This is a genomic window from Tessaracoccus caeni, assembly GCF_029211185.1.
Lineage (GTDB): Bacteria > Actinomycetota > Actinomycetes > Propionibacteriales > Propionibacteriaceae > Arachnia > Arachnia caeni.
On sequence record NZ_JARGDO010000004.1, the window covers coordinates 88,838 to 105,941 of the forward strand.

At 62.2% G+C, this 17,104-nt stretch carries 14 protein-coding genes; 13 read left to right on the forward strand and 1 reads right to left on the reverse strand.

Annotated elements, in window-relative coordinates; translation table 11 throughout:
* Position 1 precedes the first annotated feature (1 nt).
* The 10 genes from P0D62_RS04965 to P0D62_RS05010 all read left to right on the forward strand — a co-directional run bounded on the left by P0D62_RS04965 (position 2) and on the right by P0D62_RS05010 (position 12,261).
* Positions 2 to 1,597, forward strand: a complete 1,596-nt coding sequence (locus P0D62_RS04965) for a serine/threonine-protein kinase (RefSeq protein WP_275701524.1) — start codon at positions 2 to 4, stop codon at positions 1,595 to 1,597.
* Positions 1,594 to 2,316 (forward strand): hypothetical protein, encoded by a 723-nt coding sequence (locus P0D62_RS04970; RefSeq protein ID WP_275701525.1) that lies wholly within the window; start codon positions 1,594 to 1,596, stop codon positions 2,314 to 2,316. The genes P0D62_RS04965 and P0D62_RS04970 overlap by 4 nt, the downstream gene beginning before the upstream one ends.
* Positions 2,317 to 2,615: 299 nt before the next feature.
* Positions 2,616 to 6,707, forward strand: coding sequence for an FtsK/SpoIIIE domain-containing protein (locus P0D62_RS04975; RefSeq protein WP_275701666.1), 4,092 nt, complete (start codon positions 2,616 to 2,618; stop codon positions 6,705 to 6,707).
* Positions 6,708 to 6,834: 127 nt separating this feature from the next.
* Positions 6,835 to 7,107 (forward strand): WXG100 family type VII secretion target, encoded by a 273-nt coding sequence (locus tag P0D62_RS04980; protein ID WP_275701526.1) that lies wholly within the window; start codon positions 6,835 to 6,837, stop codon positions 7,105 to 7,107.
* A gap of 76 nt (positions 7,108 to 7,183) precedes the next feature.
* A complete protein-coding gene (locus P0D62_RS04985; protein WP_275701527.1) occupies positions 7,184 to 8,098 on the forward strand; it encodes a WXG100 family type VII secretion target in 915 nt (304 codons plus the stop codon).
* 4 nt (positions 8,099 to 8,102) lie between these two features.
* Complete coding sequence (locus P0D62_RS04990) at positions 8,103 to 8,711, forward strand: hypothetical protein (protein ID WP_275701528.1); 609 nt, start codon at positions 8,103 to 8,105, stop codon at positions 8,709 to 8,711.
* A 269-nt stretch (positions 8,712 to 8,980) separates the two neighbouring features.
* A complete protein-coding gene (locus tag P0D62_RS04995) occupies positions 8,981 to 9,715 on the forward strand; it encodes a toxin glutamine deamidase domain-containing protein (RefSeq protein WP_406708220.1) in 735 nt (244 codons plus the stop codon).
* Positions 9,716 to 10,241: 526 nt separating this feature from the next.
* A complete protein-coding gene (locus P0D62_RS05000; RefSeq protein ID WP_275701530.1) occupies positions 10,242 to 11,399 on the forward strand; it encodes a hypothetical protein in 1,158 nt (385 codons plus the stop codon).
* Between the two features lie 170 nt (positions 11,400 to 11,569).
* Positions 11,570 to 11,839 carry a type II toxin-antitoxin system Phd/YefM family antitoxin gene (locus P0D62_RS05005; protein ID WP_275701531.1) on the forward strand — a complete coding sequence of 90 codons (270 nt, stop codon included), beginning with the start codon at positions 11,570 to 11,572 and terminating at the stop codon, positions 11,837 to 11,839.
* Positions 11,836 to 12,261: a PIN domain-containing protein gene (locus tag P0D62_RS05010; RefSeq protein WP_275701532.1), complete on the forward strand. Its 426-nt coding sequence runs from the start codon at positions 11,836 to 11,838 to the stop codon at positions 12,259 to 12,261. Before P0D62_RS05005 ends, P0D62_RS05010 begins: the two co-directional genes overlap by 4 nt.
* A gap of 96 nt (positions 12,262 to 12,357) precedes the next feature.
* Here the strand turns inward: P0D62_RS05010 and P0D62_RS05015 are convergent, their stop codons facing one another.
* Complete coding sequence (locus P0D62_RS05015; protein WP_275701533.1) at positions 12,358 to 14,118, reverse strand: hypothetical protein; 1,761 nt, start codon at positions 14,116 to 14,118, stop codon at positions 12,358 to 12,360.
* 204 nt (positions 14,119 to 14,322) lie between these two features.
* Here P0D62_RS05015 and P0D62_RS05020 point away from each other — a divergent pair, with 204 nt between their 5' ends.
* The 3 genes from P0D62_RS05020 to P0D62_RS05030 all read left to right on the forward strand — a co-directional run bounded on the left by P0D62_RS05020 (position 14,323) and on the right by P0D62_RS05030 (position 17,073).
* Positions 14,323 to 15,258: an NAD(P)-dependent oxidoreductase gene (locus tag P0D62_RS05020; protein WP_275701534.1), complete on the forward strand. Its 936-nt coding sequence runs from the start codon at positions 14,323 to 14,325 to the stop codon at positions 15,256 to 15,258.
* Between the two features lie 142 nt (positions 15,259 to 15,400).
* Positions 15,401 to 16,738: an ammonium transporter gene (locus P0D62_RS05025; RefSeq protein ID WP_275701535.1), complete on the forward strand. Its 1,338-nt coding sequence runs from the start codon at positions 15,401 to 15,403 to the stop codon at positions 16,736 to 16,738.
* Positions 16,735 to 17,073, forward strand: a complete 339-nt coding sequence (locus P0D62_RS05030; protein ID WP_275701536.1) for a P-II family nitrogen regulator — start codon at positions 16,735 to 16,737, stop codon at positions 17,071 to 17,073. The genes P0D62_RS05025 and P0D62_RS05030 overlap by 4 nt, the downstream gene beginning before the upstream one ends.
* Positions 17,074 to 17,104: the final 31 nt, after the last annotated feature.

The following is a 17,104-nucleotide window of genomic DNA, read 5'->3' on the forward strand; positions in this document are numbered from 1 at the left end:
TATGGCGCAGCGCTCCATGCCTCCGGAACTGCCGGGCTTCGTCTACATCGATTGGCTGGGTGGTGGCGGTTTCGCCGATGTCTTCCGTTACCAGGATGCGCTGGGCCGTAAGGTCGCAGTAAAGGTGTTGCACGGCGGAGACGAGAGTGCGTTCGACGCCGAAGCCAACCTGATGGCCAAGCTCTCCAGCCACCCGAATATCGTGAGCATCTTCCAGGCGGGCGTCGCCGCGGATGGCCGGCGGTTCCTCGTGATGGAAGAGTGCGGCACCGCTCATCTCGGCAGTCGCGTCGCTAAACGTGTGCTCAGCACGTCGAAGGCCATGGAGATCACGATCCAGGTGGCTGGTGCCGTCGAGACGGCGCACCGGATGGGCATCCTGCACCGTGACATCAAGCCGGCCAACATCTTGTTCACCGGAATCGGGCGTCCCGCACTCACCGACTTCGGCATTTCCGTCGGCTCCGACGTGGCGGCAGCGAAGAACGCGCTCAGCCGGTTGTGGGCACCCCAGGAGCAGTACCCGGATTCGGGATTGCCCATGGGCCCGTGGAGCGACGTGTTTTCGCTGGCGGCCACCATGTGGGCGATGCTCGTCGGTCGCAGCCCGATGGAAGAGCCTGGGGGACCGAACGATCCGCTGAGCTTGCGTCATCGAGCCCGCACCTTCGTTCCGCGCGCCACCGGTCGACAGGATGTCCCGGAAGTGCTTGAGAGAGTGCTGGCTACGGCGCTGACCAGGGATCCGCAGCAGCGCTACCAGTCCGCGCTCGAGTTCGCCCGCGCGCTCCAAGGCGTTCAGGGCCAGATGAACGAGTCGGTCACCCCCATCGACGTGCTCTCGGACCATGTCGAGGAAGATCTGCACGACGCGACTGAGATCGAAGGCTCCGGTACCCGAATCAGCGGATTCATGCTGATCGACCCGGATCAGGTTGGTGATCGCACGGCGACGAGCACCGGGCCGAGCAGCGGCATCACGTCGCCCTTCGACCATTCCGATCCTCACACGCCCATGGCTCTCGTCTCTGCAGCCCACGTGGCCCAGCATGGCCGCGGCTACGGCGTTGCCGGCGAGCGGGATTTCACCGGTCCTGTGGTGCCTGAGTTCCGTGCCAAGAGCGTCGCTGAGGCCGAACAGCCCGGATCACGAGCGCAAGGGGAACACGACAAGCCACGAAAGTCCGGGTCTCCCCTCGGGGCGGTGGCGGTGGTGCTCGTCGTGCTGCTCATAGGCGGCGGTGTTGCGTGGGCGATGTTCTTCAGGGGGGATCCTTCGCAAGCCGACACGGTCCAGTCAACCGAGTCGATGACGGTGAAGCCGAAGGATCCACTGGTTCTACGAGTGCCGCCGGTCGAGGATCTGGAAGGCGAGGTGAAGGGCGACAAGGTGACGTTCACCTGGACGAACCCGGATCCGAACGAGGGGGACAAGTACATCTACGAGCAGTTCTTGGCTGAGGAACAACCCGTGGACGACGTGGATGAGCCGACGGTCTCGGTTCCGGCGCAACCGGGTCAGACCTGTATCGAGGTCATGCTTCGTCGCAGCAACGGATCGGTGTCCTCGCCGCAGCGGGAGTGTGTGGAGTCATGAGAAGGCTGGAAGTCGAACTTGCCGGTGAGCGGCACACCCTGTTGCCCGGACAGGAGTTCACGATGGGACGGGTCGGGGATCTGGTCATCGACGACAATCCCTATCTGCATCGCCACTTCCTGAAGCTGTCGTTCGCCGAGGGCTTCTGGTGGCTGGCTAATGTCGGCGCCCGTGCCACCGCCCAGCTATCTGATGCTGTCGGGCTCAGCCGCAGCACGCTTACCCCTGGCGCGAAGATGCCACTGGTGTTCGGCAACACAGCGGTGACGTTCTCCGCCGGGCCGTACTGCTATGAGCTCAATCTCATGGTCGACGAGCCCGCCTACGAGCCCATCACTCCAGAGACGCCCGCCAGCGGCGACACCACAGTGGGTGCCACCACCTTCACCGACAGTCAGCTATTGGCCATTTTGGCCTTGGCCGAACCGCTGCTGCGCCGGACCGGAACTGGCGCCTGGCAGGTGCCGACTGCAGTGCAGGCCGCCCGTCGACTGGGATGGACGCAGACCCGGTTTAACCGGAAACTCGACAACGTCTGCGACAAGCTCGATCGGGCCGGTGTGCGTGGTCTGAAGGGTCGCGTTGGCAAGCAAGCGCTCAACCGCCGAGCCGTGCTGGCGGAATACGCCGTCAACTCTCGCTTGGTGACCGCAGAGCACCTACCTGCCCTGGATACCGAAGCGGCGGCAAACGTGTTGTCGAAGGAGGCCACATCGTGAAAGTCCTTGTCACGCTGGAGAGACCGGATCGACTGGGCCAGGCACATGTCGAGATCACCGCAGACGGGACGGCGACTGTTGGGCAAGTCGCTCGCGCGATTGCGTCGTGTCCGGAGAGCGGGCACGGAGCAATCCAGGAGCAGGCGCTCACGTTGAGGGCGTACGGAGACAGAGGTGGCTCCCGTGAGATTGGCCCTACCGTAAGTCTTATCCACTCTGGGATTGCCTCGGGGTCCCGCATCGAGGTAGTTGGGGCTTCTGGTTCCGCGAGCGCTGGTCAGCCGGTGGCGCTTATCAGGGTGCTTTCCGGGCCGGACCGAGGCGTCGAGGTGATGCTGCCCTACGGCATCTCGACGGTGGGTCGAAATGCCTCCAGCACCATCCGACTCAGTGATCCGCGGGTGTCCAAGAATCACGCGCAGATCAACATCGTTGATGCAATCGAGATCGTAGATACGAACTCCGCCAACGGTGTCGACGTGGGAGGCGTACGCGTTGCAAGGGGCGCTCTTGCACCTGGCGACCAGTTCCGGGTGGGGGACACCGTTGCGGTCGTAGAACTCTTGCGAGCGCTGGGGCCGGCGAACGAGAACACCGACATCGTCTTCATGCGGTCCCCCAAAGTACTGAAACGGCCAAGAGACGAGGAGATTGAGGCCCCTGAGGTGCCGAAAGAACCTCCTCCCGCACAGTTTCCGCTTTTGGCAATGGTCGCTCCGCTCATCATGGGCGCCGTGTTGTACATGTTCACCCAATCCGTGATGAGCCTGATCTTTGTCGCGCTGAGTCCCATCATGATGCTCGGGAGTTGGGCGTCTCAGTGGTTTGGTGGGCGGAGGCAACGGAAGAAGGACACTGCTTCCTTCAAGGCGAGCCTCGCGCATCTGGATGCGCGTGTGGCGAAGGCCGGCGAGGAACAACGAACTCGGCTTGAGGAGCTTTTCCCGTCCCTCGATCGATCCCTCGGGTCACTCGGCTCCCTGGACTCCGCTCTCTGGACTAGGAGACCTGAGAATCCGGAGTTCGGTTGCGTCAGGTTGGGGATCGGTGACGTACTCGCCGCAACTCAGATTCGAGTGAACAAGGCCCAAGGCCGCCCCGACCTGCTCGCATCCCTGAGTGAGGTTGTCGACGCTCGCAAGGTTGTGCACCGTGCACCGGTGATCGCGAATCTCGCTGAATGTGGCAACGTCGGTGTTGCTGGGGCCGCGCGGTCTGCTGGACTTGTCGCGCGGGGCCTGATTCTTCAACTCGCTGTGACCCACTCTCCCAACGAGCTCATTCTGGGCTGCCTGACGTCGACCCGTCTCCTGAATGAGTGGAGTTGGCTTCAGTGGTTGCCCCATGTGAATCCGAGTACCTCGTCCTTGGGATCGGCCCCCCTCAGTTCCGATGAGGCGAATGGACGCCGAGTGCTGGAACGGTTGGAGGAACTGATTGAACAACGTTCCGGAACTCACAAGGGTGGCGGAGCACGCGGCCCGTTGGTGGACTCTCAGAAGGGGGAACGTGTCGCGCCTCCGCTCCCTTTGGTTGTGGTTGTTGTCCAGGACGCACTTGCTGAGCTGAATCGGTTGATCAGAGTCGCCGAGCGTGGGCCCGACGTCGGCGTGCATGTGATCTGGGTTGCTGACGCAGTTTCCGAGGTGCCGGCGGCGTGTCGCACGTACGTCGATGTGGACCAAGCCACCGTCGGGATGGTGCGAGAGGAACTCGTGATCGCTCCGCTTGAAGCCGAGGGTGCCCATGTCGAAACCGCGCAACAGGCGGCGCGACAGTTGGCTCCAATGGTCGACGCCGCGGCCTTGGCCGACGATGAGACCGATCTGCCTCTCAGCATGTCCATGGTGACCCTCATTGGACGAGAGCAGGCCGATGATGCAAGCCAGATTCTTGCGCACTGGCGCGAGAACGGTTCGCTGGTCGATCGGAAGCGCGCGCCCCAACCCCGCGAGCAAGCGCTGACTCTGCGGTCTCTGGTGGGTCACACCGGACTTGAGCCCTTCACCTTGGACCTGCGCGCTCAAGGGCCGCATGCACTAGTGGGTGGAACGACCGGTGCGGGTAAGTCCGAGTTCCTCCAGGCCTGGCTTCTAGGGATGGCGATGGCATACGCGCCAACCACCTTGACCTTCTTGTTGGTGGACTACAAGGGCGGCACCGCGTTTGCGCATTGCGTCAAGCTTCCGCACTGCGTCGGCCTTGTGACCGACCTGAGCCCTCATCTCGTGCGGCGTGTGTTGCGCAGCCTGCGGGCCGAGATCACGCGGCGCGAACACCTGTTCAACGAGAAGGGTGTGAAGGATCTCATAGAGTTCGAGAACCGCGGCGACCCAGACTGTCCGCCCGCCCTGGTGATCGTGGTGGATGAGTTCGCGGCCCTGAAAGCCGATGTGCCGGAGTTCGTGGATGGCGTGATCGACATTGCTCAGCGAGGTCGATCTCTCGGACTACATCTCATTCTTGCAACTCAGCGGCCTGCTGGTGTTATCGGGGACAACATCCGTGCCAACACCAATCTGCGCATCGCGTTGCGCATGAACGATGAGCACGATTCGAAGGATGTCATCGACGACGTTGTATCAGCCCACTTCGATCCCGCAATCCCCGGACGTGGGGCGGCGCGGGTTGGCCCCGGCAGGATCATCCGGTTCCAAACTGCGTATCCAGGTGCTCGTACGCCCATCAAGCCCGATTTGCCCACCGTCGGTATTCAGGAGTTCGCGTTCGGAAACCGCACCCGGTGGTCTGTTCCTCGCCCGCCGCAGCAGGGGCCGAAGGTCGCGAAGGACATCGAGCGGATACTCACCTCGCTCATTGCGGCCAGCCAACAGGGCGAGGTTGCATCCCCGAGACGTCCTTGGCTGGACGAGCTTTCTCGTGGCTACGACCTGCTGGATCTGCGGCAGCGACGGGACGACGAGTTGGTGCTGGGTAAAGTTGATGATCCCGACGATCAGAGCCAACGCGACGAGTACTTCCGCCCGGATCTTGAGGGCAACATCCTCTTCGTCGGTGCCGGTGGCTCCGGAAAGTCCACGGCGCTGCGAAGTTTGGCGCTTGCGTCTGCGCGTACGCCTCGAACCGGTCCCGTTCACGTGTATGGGATTGACTTCACAGGAAGTGCACTCGTCTCGCTCGAGGTCATGCCTAATGTGGGTTCCATCATCCCGGGGGCTGACGAAGAGCGGGTGGCGCGGCTCCTGCGGACTCTGGATGGATGGGTCAGTGAGCGTGCCGACCGGTTTGCTGCTGTCAACGCCAGTTCACTGCCTGAGTACCGCGAGCTTGCTGGCCGGGCGCGGGAGCCACGCATTCTCGTGCTGGTTGACGGGTTCAGCGCCTTCTATGAGGAGTACGCGGCCGATCCAGCGAAGAATGCGCAGTATCAACTCTTCCTGCGGCTGCTGGCGGAAGGCCGCGCGGTTGGTGTGCACTTCGCAGTGACCGCCGACCGGCCGAATGTGGTCAGTACGACAGTGTCTTCGGCCTTCTTGCGCCGTGTCATTCTTCGCCAGGCGAACGAGAACGCGTATCTCGACTTGAGTGTTCCGCGGGACATGCTCTCGCCGAGCAGCCCCCCTGGCCGCGGCATCTGGTCTCCGGAGAACCTCGAGATTCAGCTCGCATGTGCCGGCGGAAAACCCAATGCTGCGGAGCAGGTGGGAACCATGGAACTGCTGGCGGATGCAGCGAAGGTGCACCATCGGGTGCGCCCGCCGGCCATCCGCAAGCTGCCGGTGTTCATTTCTCTGAAGGATCTCCCGCGGCGTGGCCCGATCCTCGGGCTGTCCGATCTCACGCTCGACGCGCACCCGGCACCCAGCGAGGGTCTGGCGCTCATCGCAGGCACGGGGCGCAGCGGCCGGTCGAATGCCATTGCGGTATGGGCGCAGACTCTCAAGGAGACGTACCCGGGGATCGATCTGGTGCTGCTTGCCGCGCGCAAGAGTCCAATATCTGGTCTGCGGATCTGGCGGCGTACGGCGGTCGGTCAGGCCGAGGCTCAGGTTCTGATCGAGACCTTGCTCGCTCAGCCTCTAGCTGGTTCTGAAGCTCAGCCTACTCGGGCCGTCTTCGTCGAGGGACTCCCCGACTTGAGCAGCGGTGGACTGGGGATGCAGTTGGCCACCCTGGCCCGCAGATGCTCCGAGGAGCAGAACCTCTTCGTGGCCGAGGGAAGCGTAGACACCTGGAACAAGGATTATGACGTGAAGCCGCTCCTGCTGGGAGCAGGCCAGGTGCTCTTGCTCCAGGTGGGGTCCGACTCAGCATTCTCATTTGTTGATTTCCCCTTGCCCAAGTTGAAGGCAACCGACAGGGTGCCGGGCCGGGGATTCTGGGCTCAGCGAGGCAGAGCGGTGAAGGTTCAGATCCCCATGATGGGGTGATGGGGAGGTGGACCCATTGTCGGGTTGTCAGCCCGGTGGTGTGATTTACCAAGACGGAGGGTTACGACAGTGACCACCCAACAAAGGCCAGCGAAATTCGGTGGCCGAAGAGAAAAAGGAGAAACAAATGGCACAGATCTTGGGAATGGACCCGCAGGCCGTTCGGGAGCTGGCGCGCCAGCTTGATCAGTCGGCCGGACAGATCGAACAGATTCGCTCGCAGCTCACCAGCAAGCTGTCGGGAACCCAGTGGGTCGGCAACGATGCCCAGCAGTTCCGCAGCGATTGGGAGAGCACCCACGTGTCGAAGCTGAACGAGGTAATCGGGGCGCTGCGTCAGGCGAGCCAGACCGCGAACCGCAACGCTCAGGCCCAGGAGCAGACGTCCAGCGCGTTGTGAGTTCCGTGTGTGTGCGGCGGCCCGCTGGGCCGCCGCACACACGGAGTTCACGTTGTGAGAAAGAGAGGACCAGCGCATGAGTGGAATGATCGGCGCGGATGTTGGCGGTCTGCGCGAGCTCGCGGGAGCCATGCGGAACTCCTCGGCGGAGTTGGAGACCATAGCCTCATCGCTAAGGGGTGTGTCGCGCTCCGTCTGGGTCGGCAATGATGCCCGCTCGTTCTTCAGCACGGTCGACACCAGCCTGTTGCCTCACCTGAAAAACGTGGCAACGGCGCTAACTGATGCTGGTTCGCTGCTGGAGCGGAACGCTCAGGCTCAGGAGCAGACGTCAGAGACACTAGGCGATCCGCAATCCGCAGGTGGCGGTTCGTCCGCTCCGGGCGAACGGCCCACGGACCGAGTCACGCCAGGGCCTGGGCCGCTGGAACGGATACTCCGGGACGGAGGCTCGTTCCTCGCCGACGGTCTAGGGCTCGCCGAGTCGGCGCTCAAATGGGCTAGGCCAGATCCGAACTTGGCGAAATGGTGGGACACAGATGTCCCGGGAGGTAAAGCGTTGTCTGCCGCCTCGGGGGTTCTCACGGCGCTTGAGATCCGTGACCTTGTGGCCGAGGGGAAGTACTTGGAGGCATCTTGGGCGGGTGCGAAGGCGGTTGCGAGCAAGGGCCCGGGAGCCGTGGGTGTTGCCGCTCCGATCGGTATGGACCTGTTCGAGATGGCCGTGCCAATCGGTGACGACCGTGCGCAGCAGGTGATGGACGCCTATGCGAAAAGAACGTACGGAACGACCGACCTGACTTATGAGCAGGCTAACGCGGTCGCGGACCGGTACACCTCGCCCACCGGGTTCTTCAACATGATGAAGGATTCATTTGACGAGTCGATAGAGAATCCGAAGGGCTTCACGCAAACCGCGATCAAGGTTGTCGGTGAAGGTGCTGGCAATTTCATATGGGATGTCTATGCCGCCGTTACAGGCAAGGAGTGATCTAGTGAGTGCACAACAGTTCTCGCAGGAATCTGCCGATTTGATTCGAGAACGAGGTATTGAAGTCGGCGTCGATGTGGCCTGGTCTCTGTTGATGGCGGCCCCGGCCGTCAGCGATGTTGTCGAAGAGGTTTTGCCCGACCTCGTTGAGCGCGCCGGAGCCCTGACCTCCTTCCTACGTGATGGTGGGTTGGAGTACCCGCCGGGTACTCCCGAGTGGATGCGTGCAGATCTTCAAAGGATCAGTATCGCTGCCTCGTGCGCCGACGATTCGCTAGCTATTACGAGTCGCGAATCGATGCTACGGCCAGTTGTCGTGCTGACCTGCGACGAAGACGCGGTCGTGGTTCTTCCCGGCGTTGAGCAGGGCATGGTCATGTTGGTGACACCGAGCGAAGCTGCGCTTGTCGCGTCAGATGTGCTTTCGAGGCTGCAAGAGGCTGGTGTTGAGTGGGCTGCGAGGCGACGACGCTACGGACGCCCAGTTGTCGCGGTGACATCGCGTGATTCGGTGTTTGAGATCAGGGCCGCGGAAGGCGCTGAGCCCCCGCAGACCATCGCGTTGGCAATGGGGATGCTAATAGGCGGGGCGGATCATGCGGGATCTCGTTGAGAGCTGTTTTCGTTTCATGGGACGTCAGAGAATGATCTGGGTGATGGGGAGCTTTCCTGAGTTGGGCGGTAGCTCTCGTGGGTGACATGATAGGGATGGATATTGAGGCTGGGCGTGACTTAGCAGCCTCGATGAGTCGAGCAAGCTCGGATATGTCGCAGCTCCGGGACTCCTTGGGGCGAGCGCTCCAGTCGTCCACCTGGGTAGGGCGGGATGCAGAGCAGTTTCGCTCCCTCTGGAATGGTCAGCTGAGCCCGAAGCTGTCGAGTGTGGTCACCGCCCTGTCTGAACAGGCCGAATTACTGCGGAGAAACGCTCAGGCCCAGGAGATGACATCCGCAGTCTTGGGTGAAGCGAGTTCTGGTGTTGCTAGCGGTGGCGGTAGAGGTGACGACGAGGAGTGGTATACCCCGAAAGCTCAATCCGCAGCGTGGCTCAGTGAGCTTCCTCGTGTTGAAGAGAGTCGGGAAGAGTCGTTGAAGCGGGCTAATCCGAAATATCGCGACTTTTCTCAGGGTCTATCCGCGGCCTTCAATGCGATAGGATTGCTTGAGTCTAGCGGTGAGTGGCGAAACAACTGTGGGTACGCTGCGATTGCTTACGATATGAGGCGTCGTGGGTTCGATGTAGAAGCGAAACCTGACCTCAATGGTGACACCTATATGAATCTCGCTGCTGCTTATGCGGATCCGGTGAGCGGTCAACCTGGTGAGTGGGAGACTACGGGTGATAAAACGGCCACCGTCGATCGACTCACGGAATATGGGACCGGTGCTCGTGCGATGGTGGTTGTGGAATGGGAAGGCCGCTCGGGCGCACATGCTTTTGTTGCGGAAAACGTGAATGGGCGCATTGATTTTCTTGATCCGCAAAATCCGGCGGGTAACGCCGACTCCTACTTCGACAGGGCTGAGCCAGGGAAGGTCATGGTGTTGAGGCTCGATGACCTAGAGCCGCGAAGTAATCCGATGAAGCATCAGATGGTGGAAGAAAATGGTTCATAAGTTAGGCTTCCGAGAAGCTCGGGTACTTGTTTCGTCCATGGTTGAAATGCAATACCAGTCCCTAGGTTCGGCTCGTGTGCAAGTGGCCCGCGTGGGTCGGGATCTGGGAGATGAGTGGGCGCTGTTCTTGGAGGTTGCCTCGCCTCAAGCTGGGCTCATGCCTGTAGTCGGTGCCCCCGTGCTTATCGTTTCTAAGAGCGGAGGCACAGTAAAAGCCGCTCAAATACCGCCGAGCTTCGAGATTCTATATGCCCCCAAGGTCATCGATGAAGATGAGTAGCTATCGCATCGGGGCAAGGTGGGCAAGGCCTTTTGTGTCAGTCGGGTCTGCGACGAGGGACATGAGGATATACGTAGGTGGAAGACTAGGTCAGAAGGGGTAATGAGATTGAAGAGAAGCGTGGTCCGTGCGATTGTTTCGGCTCTACTCGGACTTAGTTTGGTGCTCGGACCGTTGATCACAGCGTCGGCGGACGGTGCGTTGAAGAGGTGGACGAGTACGCCTACTCCGACTGTGTCGGGGAGCGTGTACATCGGTGAGACGTTGAAGGTGAAGCCTGGGGCGTGGAAGCCGTCGGGGGTGAAGCTGTCCTATCAGTGGTATCGGGGTTCTTCGAAGATCAAGGGTGCGACGAAGTCGAGCTACAAGCTGACGTCGAAGGACAAGGGCAATTCGATCAGGGTCAAGGTGACCGGGAAGAAGTCTGGGTACAAGTCGGTGACGAAGACGTCGAAGGCCGCCTCGAAGGTTAAGGTACCCAAGAAGCTGTCCAGCACTCCTATGCCGAAGATCACGGGTACGGCGAAGGTTGGGAAGACGCTGAAGGTTAAGGCGGGTTCCTGGAAGCCGTCCGGTGTGAAGCTCAGTTACCAGTGGTATCGGGGCTCTTCGAAGATCAAGGGCGCGACGAAGAGTAGCTACAAGCTGACGTCGAAGGACAAGGGCAAGACGATCAAGGTTAAGGTGACCGGCAAGAAGACCGGCTACAAGACGGTGGCGAGAACGTCGAAGGCGACCGCCACTGTCGAAGCAGGCAGCGTGTCGGTCAAGGTGTCCACTATCAAGGATCCCAACCTACGTGCATGCATCGTCGACGAGGCGGGACTCTTCCACACCGACACCTTGACGTGGTCGACAGCGAAGGCTGTGACAAACCTGGACTGCAGTTGGCGCGAGATCGAGACTCTTGAGGGCATGCCCGTGTTGCCGAACCTGACGTCCTTGCAGCTCGAAGGCAACTCGATCCAGACCGCAACGGTTTTGCCCGATCTCCCGAGACTCGCCTACCTCGGGCTGAAGTTCAATCCCCTGTCCAGCGTGGAACGGCTTCCAAGAAGTTCGGCCGTCCCCGAACTGGAAGTGCTGAATGTCCAGGGAACTGGGCTGGAGACTCTGAAAGGGCTCCCGGCCTATCGGGGGTTGGCGACGCTTGGGGCTCGTGAAAATGGTCTCACTGACCTCAAAGGTATGCCGTCGCTTCCCCGCCTCGAGGAGCTCTTGCTGAGGTACAACGACATCACGACTCTGGAAGGCATGCCGAGGCTGCCGAAGCTCGCAAACCTCGAGCTGGTCGAGAACCCGCTCCGTGATCGAGCTGCTGACACGAAACGACTACAAGGGCTGGTGCCAGCCAGCTGTGGGGTCTGGTGGGATTGGGGAGATATGGGGACGGTCGGAGCCTGAGCAGGACGTTGGGGTGAAGCCAGGGTAGTGCAGACCGTCTGCGCGATGCCCGACCATCTCCTTGGCCCTGGAGGGGGTGCTTCAAGTCGGGGCTCCTTTAAGTTGCCCTATGCCCCTGTGTCCCTGCGTGGTATTGTGTACACATCGTTACGCTGTTGAGGGGGTTGGGTATGAGCACAACGGTTGGCGTTCGGGAGTTCCGGCAGAGCCTTGCTGAGTTCATCGACCAGACGGAGCCGGTCACCATCACCCGGCATGGACAGACGGTCGGTTTGTTCATCCCTGTCCACCGGGATCGCAAAGCGGAGATCGCGGCCTACGCTGAGGCTGCGCGCAAAGCCAACGCCCTCCTGGCTGAGTGGGGTGTGACTGAGGACGAGGTCGTCGCCGAGTTCGATGCGTTGCGACGGGCAGGGCGCGAAGCGGAACAGAGCGCGTGAGGCCGCGTCGCATCGTCCTCGACGCGAACATCCTTATCCGGGCGGTGCTCGGAAAGAGGGTGGGTGAGCTGATTGAGCAGTACGGCGCGGACACTGTGTTCTTCACACCAGAGGTCGCCTTCCGCGAAGCCGCGCGTCATCTCCCGATGATTGCTGCCAGGCGCAGATACGATCCGCTGCTGCTTCTTGAAGCACTTGATCAGGTGAAGGTACTGGTTGAGACGGTGACGGACGACGTGACTGCGCCGCTTCGGGGAGCCGCTTTGGAGCGGATTGGGTCACGCGACCCGATGGATTGGCCCATCGTCGCTGCAGCCATCGCGCTTGATTGTCCGATCTGGACCGAAGATCGCGACTTTTTCGGTGCCGGTATCGCGACGTGGACGAGCGCTCACGTGGAGATCTATCTGCGTGGAGGTTGAGTGGCGTCGAATCAGGCAGCGATTCTATCCATTGCGAAGCGCTGCTCCTTCCGGTTGGGAGGAGCAGCGCTTCACTGTCTTTCGTCTTGAGGAAGGCTACTTCTTGGCCTTCTTCGCGGAGCTGGTCTTGGATACGGTCTTGTAGCCGGACTTCTTGCCGGTGACCTTGACGGCGATCTTCTTACCGGCGTCGGACCTGGAGACCTTGTAGGTGGACGTGGTGACTCCCTTGATCGCCGTGCCGTTGCGCATCCACTGGTAGGACAGCTTGACTCCAGAGGGGCTCCAAGTACCGGGCTTGGCAGTGAGCGTCTTTCCAACCTTCGCGGTGCCGGAGATCTTCGGGGTGGGTGTCTGCGAGAGGTTCAGCAGTGGGATCTTCTTCGCCGAGCTCGTCTTGGAGACCGACGAGTAGCCGGCCTTCTTCCCGGTCACCTTCACGGAGATCGACCTGCCGGCGTCAGCGGAACCGAGCTTGTAGGTCGACTTCGTGGCGCCTTTGATCGCCTTCCCGTCACGCAGCCACTGGTAGCCGAAAGTGGCTCCAGATGGTTTCCAGCTGCCCGGCGAGGCAGTTAGAGTCTTGCCTACCTTCGCGGTACCGCTAATGGTCGGGGCTGGCGTGGACGCGAAGCTTGTGGCGATCCTGAGGTCGTAGGTGCCGGTGCCGTTGCCATATTTTTCGATGGCGATGTAGTAGGTGCCGGCGTTAAGATACTTTTGCTCGGTGTGGACGATTTTCTTGGTGGTGCCGTCGGCGTAGCGGTAGTGGGCCTCGAGTTGTTTGCCCGCAGTGTCGTACCACCTCAGGTAGAGAGCACCGACGCCAGCGTTCAGGCTTAGGTCGACCTTGCCGGCGTCCGCGATGGTGAACTGGAAGAAGTCCACGTTGTCGTAGACCGATGAGATCTGGCCTTTGTAGGTGGTGCCGAGTGAGATCTGGTTGGCTTGGTCGATGCTGTTGTCGCTGCCGGTCTGAGCTTCCTTGAAGGACTCTCCGCTCGAGGTGGCAGTCACGCTGAGGTCGTAGGTGCCGGTGCCGTTGCCATATTTTTCGATGGCGATGTAGTAGGTGCCGGCGTTAAGATACTTTTGCTCGGTGTGGACGATTTTCTTGGTGGTGCCGTCGGCGTAGCGGTAGTGGGCCTCGAGTTGTTTGCCCGCAGTGTCGTACCACCTCAGGTAGAGAGCACCGACGCCAGCGTTCAGGCTTAGGTCGACCTTGCCGGCGTCCGCGATGGTGAACTGGAAGAAGTCCACGTTGTCGTAGACCGATGAGATCTGGCCTTTGTAGGTGGTGTCGAGTGAGATCTGGTTGGCTTGGTCGATGCTGTTGTCGCTGCCGGTCTGAGCTTCCTTGAAGGACTCTCCGCTCGAGGTGGCAGTCACGCTGAGGTCGTAGGTGCCGGTGCCGTTGCCATATTTTTCGATGGCGATGTAGTAGGTGCCGGCGTTAAGATACTTCTGTTCGGTGTGCGAGAGCTTCTTGGTGGTGTCGTTCCAGGAGCGGAGGTCGGAGAACAACTGTTTGCCGTTAGCGTCGTACCACTTCAGATAGAGCCGGCTGATGCTTGCGTTTAGGGTCAGGTCGACCTTGCCGGCGTCTGTGAGGGTGAACCGGAAGAAATCGGTCTTATCGCTCTCCGTGATCGAGTCGTTGACCGTTGTGCCGAGCGTGTACGGCGTAGCGGTGGAGATGCTGTTCCCTCCGTCGGCGGCGGCGTTGAGCGTTGCACCGAGCGGAACGAGTGAGGCGACGAGGGCTCCTGCCAACAGGCGCGCGGCACGCCTGATGAAGCGGCCTTCCCTGCCTTGGGAATGAGCGCTGTCCGGAGTGGTGGGTCGCGAGCGGGACATAAGGGATGAATCCATGGTGACCTGTATTCGCTAGGGGCTCCCCCAAAGAGCCCGGATTCCGAAACCGTAACAGGAAAAGGCGAAGCTCCTCGGAGACGACCTAGGTCGGTAGCCGGCCTTACTCTCGGTCGGGATCGACCCCCGCTGATACACAAGGTTGCGGCGCGCCTAAGCTGGGCTCACCCCGACGTTGAGAGGCCTGTTGTGAAGATCCTGGTGACCGACAAGACCGAACTCCATTTTCCGACCCCCGACGACACAGTCGTGGTGAGCTTCAAGGAGTCCCGGCCGATCCCGGAGGAACACCTCGACGCCGACATCGTCGTGTGCTGGGGAGCAACTGCGTCGCTGGGCTCCATGGTGCAGATGCCCAACCTGAAGTGGATCCAGTCGCTGTCAGCCGGCACCGACGCGTTCCTCGCCGCTGGTCTGCCGGAGTCGGTGCTGCTCACCTCGGGTCGCGGACTGCACGATCACACGGTCACCGAGCATGCCGTCGCTCTGCTGCTCGCCCTGGTGCGCGAGCTGCCCGATCTGGTGCGGGCGCAGGATGAACACCGCTGGGCGTCCGAGAAGCGCGGGCCCAAGCCGATGTACCTGCCCGAGCGCGTCTCCACCCTCATCGACGCGCGCGTACTGATCTGGGGCTTCGGCTCGATCGGTCAGACGCTGGCGCCCGCGCTCACTGCGCTGGGCTGCTCGGTGCGCGGCGTCGCGCGGTCCGCGGGGGAGCGGGCCGGGTATCCGGTGATCGCCACGGACGACATCCGCGAGGCGCTGCCCGACACCGACATCCTCGTGATGATCCTGCCGTCCGAGCCGGCCACCTTCAAGGCGCTGAATGCGGAGCTGCTGAGCCTACTGCCCGACCGGTCGCTGGTGTGCAACGTCGGACGCGGTTCCACGGTCGACGAGGAGGCTCTCGTCGCGGCGCTTCGTGACGGACGGATCGCGGGGGCCGCCCTCGACGTGATGCAGACCGAGCCGCTGCCCGCGGACTCGCCGCTGTGGGACGCGCCCAACTGCCTGCTCACGCCCCACGTCGCGGGCTTCCGGGCGCATGGCGGCGACGAGCTGATGGGTGGCAACCTCGCGGCCTTCCTCGCCGGCGAGCCGCTGCGCAACCTCGTCGAGCGCTGATCGTGTTTCATTGACCTTTGGCTAGGGCTGATACACCGCGGAAACAGGAAGTAACGACGTCGCAACGTAGCCGGGGAATCTCTAACTCCACCGTTACAGAAAGCCGACCTCCGCGAAATCCGCCGCACACAAGATGTTGGCCATGGAACTACTTGAACTCTCTACAGGCGATACCGCCTGGGTCTTGGTGAGCGCCGCCATGGTGCTCCTGATGACCCCAGGCCTGGCGTTCTTCTACGGCGGCATGGTGCGCGCCAAGAGCGTCCTCAACATGATCATGATGTCGGTCGTCACCATGGGCGTCGTCGGCGTCCTCTGGGTACTGGTCGGCTTCTCGATGGCCTTCGGCGATTCGGTCGGCGGCCTCGGCATCCTCGGCAACCCGTTCGACTTCGCCGGCCTCAAGGGCCTGATGAGCCCCGACGCCATGGTCGGCACCATCCCGACGCTGGTCTTCGTCGGCTTCCAGGCGGCCTTCGCGATCATCGCGGTGGCCCTGGTCAGCGGCACCGTCGCAGACCGCATCAAGTTCTCGGCGTGGATCGTGTTCGCCGCCGTCTGGGCCCTGCTGGTCTACTTCCCCGCCGCCCACTGGGTGTTCGCGTTCGATGAGAGCGTCTCCGCCACCGGCGGCTTCATCGCCAACACCATCGGCGCGATCGACTTCGCCGGCGGCACGGCCATCCATATCAACGCCGGCGCGGCGGCTCTTGCCCTCGCCCTGGTCGCCGGTCCTCGCCTCGGCTTCGGCCGCACCCCGATGCGTCCCCACAACCTGACCCTGGTGATGCTCGGCGCGGCGCTGCTGTGGTTCGGCTGGTTCGGCTTCAACGCCGGCTCCGCGCTCGGCGCCAACGAGCTCGCGGGCCTCGCCTGGGTGAACACCCTCGCCGCTCCCGCGGCGGCCATGCTCGGCTGGCTGGTCGTGGAGCGTATCCGCGACGGACACGCCACCTCGCTGGGCGCCGCGTCGGGCATCGTCGCGGGTCTGGTGGGCATCACCCCGGCGGCTGGCTCCGTCTCTCCCGTCGGCTCGATCGTGATCGGCGTCATCGCCGGCGTGGCGTGCGCCCTCGCGGTCGGCCTCAAGTACAAGCTCGGCTACGACGACTCGCTCGACGTGGTGGGCGTCCACCTGGTGGGTGGTCTGGTCGGAACGCTCCTGATCGGCTTCCTCGCTGACCCGGAGAGCCCTGCGGGTGCCGCCGGCCTCTTCTACGGCGGAGGATTCGACGTGCTGTGGGCGCAGTTCCTCGGCGCTGCGGTGGTTCTGGTCTACAGCTTCGTCGTTACGCTGGTCATCGCGAAGGTGATCGATGCCGCGATGACGATGCGCGTCGGCGACTCGGTCGAGACCGCAGGCATCGACCTCACCGAACACGCAGAGGTGGGCTACGACCTCAGCCACGTGAGCTACACCTCCTACGGCGTCAAGCAGACGCTCGTGGTTCCCGTCAAGAAGGAAGGAGCTGACGCATGAGGCTCGTCACCGCCATCGTCCAGCCCAACATGCTCCCCTCCGTTCAGGTCGCCCTCGCCCAGCATGGCGTCGCCGGTATGACCGTGACCGAATGTTCGGGCTACGCCCGCCAGCGCGGCCACAAGGAGGTCTACCGCGGAGCCGAGTACACCATCGACTTCATCTCCAAGGCCAAGATCGAGGTTCTGGTCGACGAATCCGAGGTGGACGGCGTGATCGACGTAATCACCCGATCGGCCCGCACCGGCGCCGTCGGCGACGGAAAGGTGTGGTCCACCGCCGTCGACGAGGTGGTCCGGATCCGCACCGGCGAACGGGGCGCCGCCGCCGTCTAGCCACACTCAGAGCCATCACCATTTCTGCCCG

What these genes read in the sequence shown, in the direction of transcription:
- P0D62_RS04965 (WP_275701524.1), top strand. Translation starts at nt 2, where the DNA reads ATGGCGCAGCGCTCCATGCCTCCGGAACTGCCGGGCTTCGTCTACATC.
- P0D62_RS04970 (WP_275701525.1), top strand. Translation starts at nt 1,594, where the DNA reads ATGAGAAGGCTGGAAGTCGAACTTGCCGGTGAGCGGCACACCCTGTTG.
- P0D62_RS04980 (WP_275701526.1), top strand. Translation starts at nt 6,835, where the DNA reads ATGGCACAGATCTTGGGAATGGACCCGCAGGCCGTTCGGGAGCTGGCG.
- P0D62_RS04985 (WP_275701527.1), top strand. Translation starts at nt 7,184, where the DNA reads ATGAGTGGAATGATCGGCGCGGATGTTGGCGGTCTGCGCGAGCTCGCG.
- P0D62_RS05005 (WP_275701531.1), top strand. Translation starts at nt 11,570, where the DNA reads ATGAGCACAACGGTTGGCGTTCGGGAGTTCCGGCAGAGCCTTGCTGAG.
- P0D62_RS05015 (WP_275701533.1), bottom strand. Translation starts at nt 14,118, where the DNA reads ATGTCCCGCTCGCGACCCACCACTCCGGACAGCGCTCATTCCCAAGGC.
- P0D62_RS05025 (WP_275701535.1), top strand. Translation starts at nt 15,401, where the DNA reads ATGGAACTACTTGAACTCTCTACAGGCGATACCGCCTGGGTCTTGGTG.
- P0D62_RS05030 (WP_275701536.1), top strand. Translation starts at nt 16,735, where the DNA reads ATGAGGCTCGTCACCGCCATCGTCCAGCCCAACATGCTCCCCTCCGTT.